Origin of the sequence: Nonomuraea sp. NPDC049400 (genome assembly GCF_044466425.1) — a bacterium.
Classification (GTDB): domain Bacteria; phylum Actinomycetota; class Actinomycetes; order Streptosporangiales; family Streptosporangiaceae; genus Nonomuraea.
Window position 1 is genome coordinate 63,985 of sequence record NZ_JBITMP010000030.1, and the last position, 13,862, is coordinate 77,846.

At 71.5% G+C, this 13,862-nt stretch carries 12 protein-coding genes; 4 read left to right on the top strand and 8 right to left on the bottom strand.

From position 1 onward, the window contains the following. Positions 1–149: 149 nt before the first annotated feature. Positions 150–671: a CGNR zinc finger domain-containing protein gene (locus ACIBVN_RS37210; protein ID WP_397144671.1), complete on the bottom strand. Its 522-nt coding sequence runs from the start codon at positions 669–671 to the stop codon at positions 150–152. Positions 672–696: 25 nt separating this feature from the next. Here ACIBVN_RS37210 and ACIBVN_RS37215 point away from each other — a divergent pair, with 25 nt between their 5' ends. From ACIBVN_RS37215 to ACIBVN_RS37225, 3 genes are all read left to right on the top strand, one after another. Further along, on the top strand, positions 697–870 hold the full coding sequence (locus ACIBVN_RS37215; RefSeq protein ID WP_349450323.1) for a hypothetical protein: 174 nt from the start codon (positions 697–699) through the stop codon (positions 868–870). Positions 871–950: 80 nt separating this feature from the next. Further along, on the top strand, positions 951–1,571 hold the full coding sequence (locus tag ACIBVN_RS37220) for a TetR/AcrR family transcriptional regulator (RefSeq protein ID WP_397144673.1): 621 nt from the start codon (positions 951–953) through the stop codon (positions 1,569–1,571). Beyond that, positions 1,568–2,641, top strand: a complete 1,074-nt coding sequence (locus ACIBVN_RS37225) for an acyltransferase family protein (protein ID WP_397144675.1) — start codon at positions 1,568–1,570, stop codon at positions 2,639–2,641. The genes ACIBVN_RS37220 and ACIBVN_RS37225 overlap by 4 nt, the downstream gene beginning before the upstream one ends. 62 nt (positions 2,642–2,703) lie before the next feature. Here the strand turns inward: ACIBVN_RS37225 and ACIBVN_RS37230 are convergent, their stop codons facing one another. The 3 genes from ACIBVN_RS37230 to meaB form a co-directional block, all read right to left on the bottom strand. Beyond that, the gene (locus ACIBVN_RS37230) at positions 2,704–3,075 is read right to left on the bottom strand and encodes an acyl-CoA thioesterase (protein WP_397144677.1); all 372 of its coding nucleotides are present in this window, start codon (positions 3,073–3,075) and stop codon (positions 2,704–2,706) included. 31 nt (positions 3,076–3,106) lie between these two features. After that, the gene (locus ACIBVN_RS37235; protein ID WP_397144679.1) at positions 3,107–4,867 is read right to left on the bottom strand and encodes an AMP-dependent synthetase/ligase; all 1,761 of its coding nucleotides are present in this window, start codon (positions 4,865–4,867) and stop codon (positions 3,107–3,109) included. A gap of 97 nt (positions 4,868–4,964) precedes the next feature. Continuing rightward, a complete protein-coding gene (meaB, locus tag ACIBVN_RS37240) occupies positions 4,965–5,924 on the bottom strand; it encodes a methylmalonyl Co-A mutase-associated GTPase MeaB (protein ID WP_397144681.1) in 960 nt (319 codons plus the stop codon). A 112-nt stretch (positions 5,925–6,036) separates the two neighbouring features. Here meaB and ACIBVN_RS37245 point away from each other — a divergent pair, with 112 nt between their 5' ends. Beyond that, a complete protein-coding gene (locus ACIBVN_RS37245) occupies positions 6,037–8,148 on the top strand; it encodes a serine/threonine protein kinase (protein ID WP_397144683.1) in 2,112 nt (703 codons plus the stop codon). Here the strand turns inward: ACIBVN_RS37245 and scpA are convergent. The 4 genes from scpA to mtnA all read right to left on the bottom strand — a co-directional run bounded on the left by scpA (position 8,142) and on the right by mtnA (position 13,847). After that, complete coding sequence (scpA, locus tag ACIBVN_RS37250; protein ID WP_397144685.1) at positions 8,142–10,289, bottom strand: methylmalonyl-CoA mutase; 2,148 nt, start codon at positions 10,287–10,289, stop codon at positions 8,142–8,144. The genes ACIBVN_RS37245 and scpA overlap by 7 nt on opposite strands. Then, positions 10,286–12,034, bottom strand: a complete 1,749-nt coding sequence (locus tag ACIBVN_RS37255; RefSeq protein WP_397144687.1) for a methylmalonyl-CoA mutase family protein — start codon at positions 12,032–12,034, stop codon at positions 10,286–10,288. Before ACIBVN_RS37255 ends, scpA begins: the two co-directional genes overlap by 4 nt. Before the next feature lie 33 nt (positions 12,035–12,067). Further along, positions 12,068–12,847 carry an N-acetylmuramoyl-L-alanine amidase gene (locus ACIBVN_RS37260; RefSeq protein WP_397144689.1) on the bottom strand — a complete coding sequence of 260 codons (780 nt, stop codon included), beginning with the start codon at positions 12,845–12,847 and terminating at the stop codon, positions 12,068–12,070. Between the two features lie 61 nt (positions 12,848–12,908). After that, on the bottom strand, positions 12,909–13,847 hold the full coding sequence (mtnA, locus tag ACIBVN_RS37265) for an S-methyl-5-thioribose-1-phosphate isomerase (protein WP_397144691.1): 939 nt from the start codon (positions 13,845–13,847) through the stop codon (positions 12,909–12,911). Between the last annotated feature and the right edge of the window lie 15 nt (positions 13,848–13,862).

A 13,862-nucleotide genomic window follows, 5' to 3' on the forward strand; every position in this document is an offset into this window, starting at 1 on the left:
AAAGAGGGCGATGAGGTCGCCAGAGGTCCAGGTGTGCGCGCATTGCCCACGACAGGGCGGAACGGCGCGGTGCCCGCGACCTCAGATCCTCACGTCAACGGCCCCCTGGGCTCGGCGATAAGACGCGAGAAGACTACGCGACGCGAAGATTATCTGGCAAGGCTCCTGGCCCGGTGCGCCGCCACGTTGACCCTGTTCGCGCAGGCCGGCGAGCAGAACCGGCGTCGCCCGTTACGCGAGGTGTCCACGAAGACGATCTCGCACCCGTCGCGGTCGCACCGCCCCAGGCGATGCCCGCCCGCGAACGACATGGCCATGGCCAGCCCGCCCGCCGTGGTGTCCTTCGCCCTGGCCACGACGTCGGCGCTCGGGTCGAAGAAGTGCAGGTGCGGCTCGCGGCCGTCGTGCGCGCTGACGTACGGCTTGGTGGCGGAGATGTCGAGCAGGTCGTTGATCAGCTTGATCTGCGTGTCCTGGTCGCGCTCCCCGAACACGGGCGCGAGCCGCCCCGCCCACTCGCGCAGCTCCTCGGCCTGTTCGGCCGTGACGGCGGTGCGGAGCAGGCGGTGCTCGGTCAGCATCGCCTCGACCGCCTCAGGGCTGAAGTCGGTCGCGTTCGCCAGGGCCGCCGCGAGCGCCGCCCCGTTGCCGCCGTAAGCGTTGAAATGCATAAGGGCATTACAGCAGATTGGAGTCATGCACTCCAGACACCTGCACGACCCCCTGGCCCTGGCCGTCGTCTCCTCCCACCGCACCTCCGAGGGCACGGTCTCCTACCTGAGGTGCGCCTGCGGCGCGTGGGAGGTGCGCACCTCGGGGCTCGTCGCCACCGTCCCACCGCGCCACCGCGGGGCCGCCGACGCCGGATGACGACCCGTACCGGCACAGACCAGCCGGCCTCACACCTGAGATACTGCGCCATCTCTGGCCGCTTGTGCTAAATTTTGGCCATGCGGTCAGAAAATGAGCCAGACGGCCAGAAGCCGCGGTCGTTCATCGAGGAGGCCAGGCGCGCGCAGATCGTGGCGTCGGCCGTCGAGGTGATCGCGGAGGCCGGGTTCGCCCAGGCGTCGCTGGCACGCATCGCCAAGCACGCGGGCATCAGCAAGGGCGTCATCTCCTACCACTTCGCCGGCAAGGAGGAGCTGATGGAGGAGGTGGTCAACCGGGTCTACAAGCAGGCCGCCGACCACGTCCTGGCCGAGATGGAGAACGTGGAGGGCGCCAGGGGGCTCCTACGCACGTACGTCATCGCCAACGCCGCCCACATGCGCGAGCACCGCTCGCAGATCATGGCGCTCGGCCAGATCTTCATGAACCTGCGCACCGCCGACGGCAAGCCCCGCTACGGCGTGCACACCAGCGAGGAGATCTACCGGGCGCTGGAGAGCATCTTCCAGCTCGGGCAGCGCACCGGCGACTTCAGAGACTTCGACCTCCGCGTCATGGCCGTCTCGCTGGCGGCCGCCATGGACAGCATGTTCGTCTACTGGGCGGCCTATCCCAAGCACGACCTCGAGGCACACGCGAACGAGCTGGCCGACCTCTTCGAAAGGGCCTGCAAGAAATGAAGACCGCGCCGAGAACCCGGCTCCACTCGATCGACAACCTCCGGACCGTGCTCACTGTGCTGGTCGTCGTCCACCACGTGGCGGTCACTTACGGGCACATCCCCCTGTGGTACTACACCGAGCCCGCCAAGGACCCGTCGGGGATCCTGCTTGACATCTTGGTGACGTTCAACCAGGCGTTCTTCATGGGGTTCTTCTTCCTCATCTCCGGTTTCTTCACCCCGGGCTCCTACGACCGCAAGGGCGGTCGCGCCTTCGTGCGCGACCGGCTGGTGCGGCTGGGCATCCCGCTGCTGGCCTTCCTGCTGCTGCTCCGGCCGCTGGTGAACTTCGGCGGGTACGCGCAGCTCGACGGCGTCCCGTACTGGCGGTTCTACCTGGTCTCGTGGGACCCGGGGCCGATGTGGTTCGCCGAGGTGCTGATCGTCTTCGCCCTGGCGTACGCGTTGTGGCGGTCCCTGCGGGCGCCGCTCGACCAGCGCCCCGCCCCACTCCGGTTCGGGTCGGTCGCGCTGTTCACCGCGGGGCTGGCGGTGGTCACGTTCCTGTGGCGGTTCCTGGTGCCGACCGGCAGCTACGTGCCGGTGCTCGGGCTGCCGACGCCGAACTTCCTGCCGCAGTACGTGGCCATGTTCGCGCTCGGATGTGTGGCCTTCCGGCGCGGCTGGTTCGAGACCCTGCCCGCGCGGGCCGGGCGGCTGGGGCTCGTGGCGGCGGGCGTGTCGACCGCCGTACTGCTGCCGCTCTCGGGCATGACGAGCGGCGCGGCGGCCTCGGCGCTGACGGCGGCCTGGGAGTCGGCGTTCGCGGTCAGCATGGTCATCGGGCTGTCGGTGCTCTTCCGGGAGCGGTTCGGCGAGCAGGGGCCGCGCGGCCGGTTCCTGTCCGACCACGCCTTCACCGTCTACATCGTCCACCCGCTCGTGCTGGTCGCCGTCGGCTACGGGCTGCGCTGGCTCGACGCGATCGCGATCGTCAAGTTCACGATCATGCTGGTCGTGTCGCTGCCGCTGTGCTGGGCGCTGGCGTACCTGGTGCGGTCGCTGCCGGGAGCCAAGCGGGTCCTCTGAGCGAGTGCCAAGCGGCCCGGCCGAGCCACTGAGCTGGACCGAGCGGGCCAGCCGACGCCGGGCTAAGCGGGGGCTCTGAGCATCGCGGGGAGCGGGGTGGCCCGGCCGTCGCGCACGCACACGTACGTGATCGTGCCGACGGCCACCAGCTCGTCCTCGCGCCGCATCGTGAACGTCATCGTGATCGAGGTCGTGCCGATCCTGGCCGGCGCGCTCTCCACGGCCAGCACGTCGCCGAGCCGGGCCGGGGCGTGGTGCTCGCACCCGCTCGCCTTGACCACCAGGTCGGCCCCCTCCTGCCGGAGCCGGCCGTAGCCGCCCCTGGCGCCGAGCCAGTCGAGGAAGGCGTCCTCGAAGTACTCGTAGTACCGGGCGGCGTGCATCATGGCCTGCGCGTCGCAGTGCCTCGGGCGCACGGGAAGATGGGAGATCACCCACGAACCCTACGCCGGGCCGAGACGGCGACTATCCCTCGTAGAAGGCGTCCAGCGTCTCGCCGTGGCGTTCCTCGACCGCCTTGCGCTTGATCTTGAGGCTGGCCGTCAGCTCGCCCGTCTCCACCGTGAAGTCCTCGGCCAGGATCGCGAACTTCTTGACCGTGGCGTAGCTCGCCTGGTCCGCGTTGACCTGGTCGATGGCCTTCTGGACCTCCTCGCGCATGCGCGGGTGCTCACGCAGCTGCTCCGGGTCCTCCGGCAGCGACTCGGCCCGCGCCCACGGCCCGGCCACGTCCATGTCGAGGGTGACCAGCGCCGTGACGTAGTTGCGCCGGTCGCCGTGCACGAACACGTGCGACACGTACGGGCAGGTCGCCTTGATCCGGCCCTCCAGGTACGTCGGCGCGACGTACTTGCCGCCCGAGGTCTTGATCAGTTCCTTCTTCCTGTCGGTGATGCGCAGCCGGCCGGCGGAGTCGAGTTCGCCGATGTCGCCCGTGTGCAGCCAGCCGTCCTCCAGCGCGCCGGCCGTCTCCTCCGGCAGCCCGTGGTAGCCGCGCATGATGCCGCGACCGCCGATGAGGATCTCGCCGTCGTCGGCGATGCGGACCTCGGTGCCGGGCAGCGGTGGCCCGACCGTCCCGAACTTCACCGAATCCGGCAGGTTGAGGAAGCTGCCCGCCGACGACTCCGTCAGGCCGTAACCCTCGAGGATCGTCAGGCCCGCCGCGTCGAAGAACTCCGCGATGTCCTGGGACAGCGGGGCGGCGCCGGAGATGAAGAAGCGGATCCGGCCGCCGAACCGGTCGCGGAGCTTGGCGAAGACCAGGCGGTCGGCCAGGGCGTACTCGACCCTGGTGGTGAGCGGGATGGGCGCCTCGTGCTGGCGGGCGCGGGTGACCCGCAGGCCGGTCTGCCGGGCCCAGTTGAAGATGCGCAGCTTGACGCCGCCCTCGCGCCGCACGGTGGCCACCACGGTGTTGTGGATCTTCTCGAAGATGCGCGGCGCGGCGGCCATGAACGTCGGCTTGAGCACGCCGAGGTTCTCGGCGATCTTGTCGAGGCGGCCGTCGATCGCGGTCGGCACGCCGATGTCGATCATGACGACCTCCAGCAGCTTGCCGAACGAGTGCGACAGCGGCAGCCACAGGAAGTGCAGATCGTCCCCGGAGATCAGGTTCAGCCGGCGTACGCCGCCAGCCGCGTGGAGCCAGTTGTCGTGGGTCAGCTCCACGCCCTTGGGGCGGCCGGTCGTGCCGGAGGTGTAGATGAGCGTGGCCAGGTCGTCCGGGGCGATGGCGTCCACCATGCCGTCGTAGTCGCCGTCGCCGTCATCGTGGAGGGAGTCGAGCCTGACCACCCAGCCGTCGTCGCTCGGCGTGCCGTCGATGACCACCACGTGGGTGACGTCGGGCAGCTCCTTCTGGACGGACCTGAGCTTGGCGACCTGGTCGTCGTTCTCGGCGATCACGATCGTGCTGCCGGAGTCGGTGATGACGAACGCCGCCTCGGCGGCCGTGTTGGTCGGGTAGATCGTGGTCGTGGCCGCGCCCGTGGCCAGCACCGCCAGGTCGGCCAGGATCCATTCGAGCCGGGTCGAGCAGAGGATCGACACGCGCTTGCCGGGCCCGGCGCCCAGTCCCGCCAGGCCCAGGGACAGCCCGCGCACCCGTTCGCCCACCTCCCGCCACGTCAGCGAGGTCCAGCCGCTCTCCGAGGGTGTTCGGTACGCCTCGGCGTCGGGGGTCGCCGTGATCCGGTCGCGTAGCAGGGACGGAATGCTGGACATGCCTGGCCTCCTGGACGGTGTTGAGCCCGACTCTAAGAGCAATCCCACGCCTTGGGATAGACGTTGGGGGCAGACCGTGGCTTGCCCCCGGAATCTGTCAAGCGCGTTTGAAGGCCGACAGGAGCCGGTCTGCCGCGAGCGAGGGGGTCAGCTCGCCCGCGAGGACCTCCCGTTCCACCTCATCGGTGATCGCCGCCACCTCGGGGTCGTTGCGCAGCTCGGCCAGCAGCCGGTCCCGCACCAGCGTCCACGTCCAGCCCACCTGCTGGCGGCGGCGCTTGGCGGCCAGGTCGAGCGAGTCCTGGTGGGCCAGCACGTGCCGCCAGAGCTTCTCCAGCCCCTCGCCGGTGAGCCCGCTGCACGTGAGCACCGGCGGCGGGAGCGAGTCGGAGCGGAGCATGCGCAGCGCGCCCGACAGCTCCCGCGCGGCCTTCCTGGCCGGCAGCTCGTGCTCGCCGTCGGCCTTGTTGACCGCGATGACGTCGGCCAGCTCCAGCACGCCCTTCTTGATGCCCTGGAGCTGGTCGCCGGTGCGGGCCAGCGTGAGCAGCAGGAACGTGTCCACCATGTCGGCCACCGCGGTCTCCGACTGGCCCACGCCGACGGTCTCGACCAGGACGACGTCGAACCCGCCCGCCTCCACCACGACCATGGCCTCCCTGGTCGCCTTGGCGACGCCGCCGAGCGTGCCGGAGGTCGGCGAGGGGCGGATGAAGGCGCCGGGGTCGGCCGACAGGCGGGCCATGCGGGTCTTGTCGCCGAGGATGCTGCCGCCCGTCCTGGTGGAGGAGGGGTCCACGGCCAGCACGGCCACCTTGTGGCCGCGCGCGGTCAGCATCGTCCCGAGTGAGTCGATGAACGTGGACTTCCCCACGCCCGGCACGCCGGAGATGCCCACCCGCCGCGCGTGGCCGGACAGCGGGGTGAGCTCGACGAGCAGCCGCTGCGCCAGCGCGATGTGGTCGGGCCTGGTCGACTCGACCAGCGTGATCGCGCGAGCGATCCACGTACGGGACCCGGCCCGTACGCCCTGGGCGTAGTCCTCCAGCGAATGCACCCGACTTACCCCTTTTCTTCCCAATCGATCAGCCTAAGCTCTGACAAGCCTTGACTTTTGCCAGTAGGGTGCTGGAGTTCTAACCTCAGCCGTCACAGGAGTCACTCCCCTCATGCCCAACGTCGAACCCCTCCGCGAGGGCGACCCGGCAACGGTGGGACCCTACCGGCTGGTCGGTCGGCTCGGCGCGGGCGGCCACGGTGTCGTCTATCTCGGCCAGGCCCGCAACGGGACTCCCGTCGCCGTCAAGGTGCTGCGCGAGGGACTCGCCGGGGACGACCGCCTCGCCAGGGACATCGCCGCCGCGCGCAAGGTCGAGCCGTTCTGCCTCGCGCAGGTGCTCGACGCCTCGACCAGCGGCAGGCCGTACATCGTGGCCGAGTACGTGGACGGGCCATCGCTCCAGCAGGCGGGCCGGCAGGGCGGGGCGGAGCTGCAGCGGCTCGCCGTGTCCACCGCGACCGCGCTGGACGCCCTCCACCAGGCCGGCGTCGTCCACGGGGCCTTCAAGCCGTCGAACGTCCTGCTGGGGCCTGAGGGGCCGCAGGTCGTGGACTTCGGCATCGCCGCGGCGCTCGGCTCCGGCGTGAAGGCGACCGGCACCTTCGTCGGCACGCCCGCGTACATGGCGCCCGAGCAGCTCGCCGGGAAGGCGGTGGGGGCCCCGGCCGACCTGTTCGCGTGGGCGTCGGTGATGGTCTTCGCGGCCACCGGGGTGCCGCCGTTCGGCGACGACTCGCTGCCCGCGGTGATCAACCGCATCCTGAACGAGGAGCCGCACCTGGGCGAGCTGCGGGGGATCGTCCGCGAGATCATGCTGGCCTGCCTGGCCAAGGACCCCGGCGCCCGGCCCGCGATGCGTGACGTGCTGCTCCGGCTGACCGCGCCCTCGCGCCAGCCCGCCGCCTCGCAGCAGGCCCCGGCCGCGCACCAGACGCCGGTCCCGTACCAGACCTCCGACCAGGCCCCGGTCCCGCACCAGGCCGCCGCCGACCAGTCCCCGGCCACGTACGAGACCCTTGACCAGCCCTCGGCTGCCTGGCACCAGACGCCTGAGCCGGCCCTCGACCAGGACACGCCGCCGCGCCGGAGCCGCGCCCAGGCGCCGGGCCCCGACCATTCGGCGGCCCTGCCGCGGCGCCGCCCTCCGCACCAGAGCCCGGCCCAGCCCGCCCCGGCCGAGCACTACGGTCAGGAACCGCCCGGGCACTACGGCCAAGAACCTGCCGGGCACTACGGCCAAGAGCCGATCGCGCACTTCAACCAGGAACCGGCCGGGCACTACGGTCAGGAACCCGCCGCGCACTACGGTCAGGAACCCGCCGCGCACTACGGCCACGAGCCGGCCGGACACTACAGCCAGGAACCCGCCGCGCACTACGGCCAGGAGCCGGTGGCGCATCATGGCGCGGGTCAGGCGGCGTTCCCGCTGGCTGCCCCGGTCGAGGCGCCGGTTCCGGCGGAGTTCCGGCACTCCGCCGCCGTCCAGGGTCCGCCGACAGGTGAGCAGCCGGTCCCCGAGCCGGCGATGGCCCAGCACTCGGCGCTGGTCGGCCTGCTCGCGTCAGGCGAGACGCCCGCTCAGGCCCCGCCCCAGGCTCCGGCTGGGGCGCGCAAGCCGCCGCGGCGGTCCGGGCGGCGGCGCATGAAGATCGTGCTCATCGCGGGCGCCTCCGGCGTCTCCGCGCTGGCGCTGGCCGGCGCCATCATGTGGCTCACCCCCACGACCCCCACGCCGAAGAACGTCTCGGTCGTGGGCAGCGCGCCCTCGACCTCGGACGCCGCCGCGTCCAAGCCGTCGCAGCGGCCGAAGCGGACGCGTACCCCGGGGCCGAGCCCGCAGAGCGAAGGCGACCCGAGCACGGTCCCGACCGACGGCACCACGTCCACCGCGGAGCCCGGCGCGGACGGGCAGCTCAGGCTCGTCTACGTCCGCGCGGGCGGCACCAGGAACGGCGACTGCTGGTCGGGGGGCGAGGTGACGCTCCAGGCACTGGTGCAGCGCACCGGCCGGCCCGTGAACTTCAGGTACACCTGGTACATCGACCGCACGCCGGTGGGCCGCTCGGCGGCGGCCATCTCGGAGAACGGCCAGCGCTACCTGGCCTCGCCGCAGAACCTCCGGAGCAGCGGAGGCGTCCACCGGGTCACGCTCCGGATCACCTCTCCGATCATGACCCAGCGGACGATCTCCGTCACGATGTGCCAGAGCGGGACCTACTGACGGTCCCGCAGCTGGTCCAGCAGGTCCAGGGCGGCGTCGGCGATCACCGTGCCCGGCGGGAAGATCGCGGCGGCGCCCGCGGCCCGCAGCTCGTCGTGGTCGGCGGGCGGGATGACGCCGCCGACCACGATCATGACGTCGCCGGCGTCGAGGTCTGCCAGCGCCCGGCGCAGCGCGGGCACCAGCGTGAGGTGCCCGGCGGCCAGCGATGACACGCCCACGATGTGCACGTCGGCCTCGACCGCCTGCCTGGCGACCTCCTCCGGCGTCTGGAACAGCGGGCCGACGTCCACGTCGAAGCCCAGGTCGGCGAAGGCCGTGGCGATCACCTTCTGCCCGCGGTCGTGGCCGTCCTGACCCATCTTGGCCACGAGGATGCGCGGGCGGCGCCCCTCGGCCCGTTCGAAGTCGGAGCAGGCCCGGCGGACGCGCTCGATGTTGTCGGAATGGCCTGACTCGTCGCGGTACACCCCAGAGATGGTACGTACCGGCTCGGCGTGCCTGCCGAACACCCGCTCGAGGGCGTCGGAGATCTCCCCCACCGTGGCCTTGGCCCGGGCGGCGTCCACGGCCAGTTTGAGCAGGTTGTGGTCCAGGCCCGGCACAGGGTTGTCGGCGGCCTTGGTGAGCGCGTCGAGCGCCCGCTGCACGGCGTCGGGGTCGCGCTCGGCCCTCAGGCGGGCCAGCTTGTCGAGCTGCTGGGCGCGTACGGAGCTGTTGTCGACCTTGAGCACCTCGATGGCCTCGTCGCTCTCGGCGCGGTACTTGTTGACGCCGATCACGGGCTGGCGCCCGGAGTCGATGCGGGCCTGGGCACGGGCGGCCGCCTCCTCGATGCGGAGCTTGGGCAGGCCCGCCTCGATGGCCCTGGCCATGCCGCCGGCGGCCTCGACCTCCTGGATGTGGGTCCAGGCGCGTTCGGCGAGGTCGTGGGTGAGGCGCTCGACGTAGTAGGAGCCGCCCCACGGGTCGATCACCTTGGTCGTGCCCGACTCCTGCTGGAGGAGGAGCTGGGTGTTGCGGGCGATGCGGGCGGAGAAGTCGGTGGGCAGCGCGAGGGCCTCGTCGAGCGCGTTGGTGTGCAGCGACTGGGTGTGGCCCTGGGTGGCGGCCATGGCCTCGACGCAGGTGCGGGCGACGTTGTTGAAGACGTCCTGCGCGGTCAGCGACCAGCCGGAGGTCTGGGAGTGGGTACGGAGGCTCAGCGATTTCGGATTTTTCGCATTGAACCCGGACACCAGCTTGGCCCACAGCAGCCGGGCGGCACGGAGCTTGGCGACCTCCATGAAGAAGTTCATGCCGATGCACCAGAAGAACGACAGCCGCGGCGCGAACCGGTCGATGTCCATCCCGGCGGCCACCCCGGCTCGCAGGTATTCGACGCCGTCGGCGAGCGTGTAGGCCAGCTCCAGGTCGCACGTCGCGCCGGCCTCCTGGATGTGGTAGCCCGAAATGCTGATGGAGTTGAATTTCGGCATCTTTTCGCTCGTATAGGCGAAGATATCCGAAATAATCCGCATAGACGGTGCTGGGGGATAAATGTAGGTATTGCGGACCATGAACTCTTTGAGGATGTCGTTCTGGATGGTCCCGGCGAGCTGCTCCGGCGCGACGCCCTGCTCCTCGGCCGCCACGATGTACAGCGCGAGGACGGGCAGCACGGCGCCGTTCATGGTCATCGAGACCGACATCTTGTCCAGCGGGATGCCGTCGAACAACTGCCGCATGTCATAGATCGAGTCGATCGCGACCCCGGCCATGCCCACGTCACCGGCGACCCGGGGGTGGTCGGAGTCGTACCCCCGGTGCGTGGCCAGGTCGAAGGCCACCGACAGGCCCTTCTGCCCGGCGGCCAGGTTGCGCCGGTAGAAGGCGTTGGACTCCTCTGCCGTCGAGAAGCCCGCGTACTGGCGGATGGTCCAGGGCTGGTTGACGTACATGGTGGGGTAGGGACCGCGCAGGTACGGGGCCGCGCCTGGGTAGGTGCGCAGGAAGTCGAGCCCCTCGAGGTCGTGGGCGGTGTAGAGCGGCTTGACCCCGATCCCTTCCGGCGTCTCCCACACCTCATCGGCGTGCTCGGGCTTCCCGGGGCCGTCCTTGGGCAGGGCGCTGAGCGGGATGCCGGAGAAGTCCGGGATCATCGGGTCACCTCCAGGTGGTCGAAAGTCTCGCGGAGCACGGCCAGCGCGTCGCAGCCCGCGTAGAGGTTTCCGTCCACGCCTTCGTACTCCCCCTTCCCCGCCAGCCACACTTTCCTCGCACCGGCCTTGCGCAGTGCGGCGGCGACGGCGGCGGCGTGCTGCGCGTACAGCTTGTCCGTCGAGCACAGGCACGCCACGGCGGTGCCGCTCACGGCGAACGCGGTGGCGATCTGCTCGGGATCGGCCCCGGGGCCGGCGGTCTCGGTGCCGAGCCCGCCCGCCTGGAACAGGTTGGCGGCGAACGTGGCCCGCGCGGTGTGGGCGGCGACGGGCCCGATGGTGGCGAGGAACACCTTGGGCCGCTCGGGCTGCGCGTCGGCCAGGTCCCGCAACGCCTCGAACGCCTCGGCGTACCGGATCCGCGGCAACCCCGCGGCGGCGGGCTGTGGCGCGGCGGCGGGTGAGGGCGGGCGGACCGGCTTCTCGTGCACGTCCGGGAACTCGCTCACGCCCGTGATCGGGAAGCGGCGGTGGGCGATGTCGCCGGCGCGGCGGGCGCGGGTGGCGGCGATCCGTCCGGCGACCAGCCCACCGGCCTGCGTGATCCCGCCGGCCGCCTCGATCTCCTGGAACCAGGACCAGGCCCGTTCTGCGAGGTCGGCGGTGCGGCGCTCCACGTACCAGGAGCCCCCTGCGGGGTCGACGACGTGCCCGAGCCCCGACTCCTCCAGCAGCAGCGACTGCGTGTTGCGGGCGATGCGGCGGGAGAAGGCGTCCGGCAGCCCGAGGCAGGCGTCGAACGGCTGCACCGTGACCGCGTCGGCGCCGCCCACCCCGGCGGCGAAGCAGGCCAGGGTGGTGCGCAGCATGTTGACCCAGGGGTCGCGGGCGGTCATCATGGCCGAGCCGGTGACCGCGTGCTGCCGCTGCCCGCCGTGCTCGGGAGCACCGCACACCTCGGCGACCCTGGCCCACAGTCGGCGGGCCGCGCGCAGCTTGGCGATGGTGGCGAACTGGTCGGCCGTGGCGGCGTACCGGAACCCGATCTGCCCTAGCGCTTGCTCAACGGAAAGCCCGCCGCCGGTGAGCGCCCGCAGCTCGGCGACGCCCTGGGCGATCGAGCAGCCCAGCTCCTCGGCGTCGCTGCCGCCCGCGTCGTGGTAGGGCGTCGCGTCGACGGTGACCGCCGCGAGCCCGGGAAAGCCGGCGGCACAGCGCAGGGCCAGCTCCAGCCCCGCGCCCCCGGCACAGGCGGAGGCCCCCAGGTTGCCCTTCACCGCGGCGCCGCGCCCGAACAGGACCTCCGCGGCCTCGCGTACGTGCTCCCCCGCCTCCAGCACGACCGGGGCCAGATCAAGGTAGACGTCCTTGAGCACGCCGCCCAGCGCGTCCACCGGGATCGCGCCCTCCCCCACCACCAGCCACAGCGACGTGACGCCGTTCTCCAGGTCCGCCAGCACCGCCTCGGGATCGGCCACCGCGTGCCGCTGCCGCACATCCCAGCCGGCCCCATATGTGCGCGGGGCCCGGGTGCCGCGCACGTAAGGTGGCTCGCCGGGCAGCCCGGGATCGCCGGGCAGGTCGTCGGCGTCGTAGAGCGGCGCGACCGTCACCCCGTCATAGGTGAGGCCGGACAGGGCCTCCTCGGGCGAGCCCGTCTCGATCCCCGACTTCCGCAGGACCTCGACCGCCAGCGCCCGCCAGTCGTCTCGGGAGATGGACGCGAAACCCGCTGCCAGTTCCATGGTCGGATACTACGCGGTAGCCCAGGGCCGGGCTCAGGCGGCAGGGGCCTCCCACGCCAGCCGCCACGTCACCGGGCCCACGATCCCGTCGTCCGCGACGCCCTGCTGGCGCTGGAACCTGCGGCACACGTCGCGCGACTGCGCGCCGTACGCCCCGTCCACGGTCAGGGTCCATCCGCGCTTGTTCATCTGCGCCTGCCACGTGCGCACGTCGTCGCCGTGCATCACCGGCGGATAGGTGAGCAGCCGCCCGGGGAACGGCGGCGCGGAAGGCGGGGTGGTCCCTGGCCGGGGGGCGCCGCGCCGGACCCACGCGTAGAGCGGTTCGCCGGGGCAGTCGGTCGAGTATCCGTCCCGGTGCCCCTTGATCTCCTTGCCCGCGTTGCCCTCGTCGCGCACGTACTGGACCGCGTCCAGGATCGCGTGCAGCACTCCGTCGGGCGGCCGGACGAGCCCCGAGTTGCCCACGAGCCCGAGCACGGCGTAGTGGCCGGCGTTGAGGCCAGGGCCGTTCGCGGCGGGCAGGTGGTGCAGACCCCGCCCTTCGAACACCTTTTTGTGCGGACACGCCACATACGAATAGCCGATGTCGATCCAGCCGTTTCCGTCCATGTGGTACGCCTGGATGGAGCGCATCAGCGCGACGCACCCGCTGTGGTCGGAGACGATGCCGGGATCGACTCGGCCACCCGTGTAGTGGACTTTCACTCCCTTGGTGGAGTCAAGCTGTGTGTAGTCGCCACGCGGCGCGCGAGCGTTCCAGTCGCGCCGTAACACCAGGTCGATGGCCACGGTGAGCTCCGAGGGTCGCAAGTCGGGACCACCGAGCGTAACGCGGGGGACGCGGACGGGTCCTGAAGATTGGGGATTCGGACTACGGCCGGATCACCCGCTTGTCCGTCACGATAGCGGTGATGAGATCGTGCGGCGTCACGTCGAAGGCCGGGTTCAACGCCCGCGTTCCCTCAGGCGCCACGCGTACACCTCGGACGGACACGACCTCGTCCGCTCCCCGGTCCTCGATCTCGATGTACTCGCCGGTGGGGGTGTTCTGGTCGATCGTGGACTCGGGCGCGACGACCACGAACGGCACCCCGGCACGCTCCGCGCCGAGCGCGAGCGCGTACGAGCCGATCTTGTTGGCGGTGTCGCCGTTGGCGGCGATGCGGTCGGCGCCGATGAGCACCGCGTCCACTTCGCCCCTGGCCAGCAGGTACGGCCCCGCGGAGTCGGCGATGAGCCGGTGCGGCGCGCCCATCCTGGCCAGCTCCCAGGTGGTGAGCCTGGCGCCCTGCAGCAGCGGGCGGGTCTCCAGCGCGAGCACCTCGGCCAGCCGCCCGCGCTCGTGCAGCGTCTGGACGACGCCGAGCGCGGTGCCGCGTTCGACGGCGGCCAGCCCGCCGGTGTTGCACACCGTCATGATCCGCAGCCGGTCGCCTTCGAGCAGGTCGGCCCCGCGCTCCCCCATGGCCACGCAGGCGGCGATGTCGTCGTCGCGCACGCGCAGCGCGGCCGCGAGCACCGCCTCGCGGCCTTCGTGCAGGTGGGCGACGGCCTGGTCGACGCCCCACGCGAGGTTGACGGCGGTGGGCCTGGCGGCGCGGAGCCTGGCGATCTGCGCGGCGTCGCCGCCGGCCAGCACGACGCCGAGCGCCCCGGCCACGCCGAGCGCGGGCGCGCCGCGCACGGCCAGCCGCTGGATGGCGTCCACCAGATCGTCCACGGTGTGGATGCGCAGCATCACGCACTTGTCCGGCAGCAGGGTCTGGTCGACGAGCTCGATGGCGCCGTCCACCCAGTCGATGGTTCTCACACGCCAAATGTACGA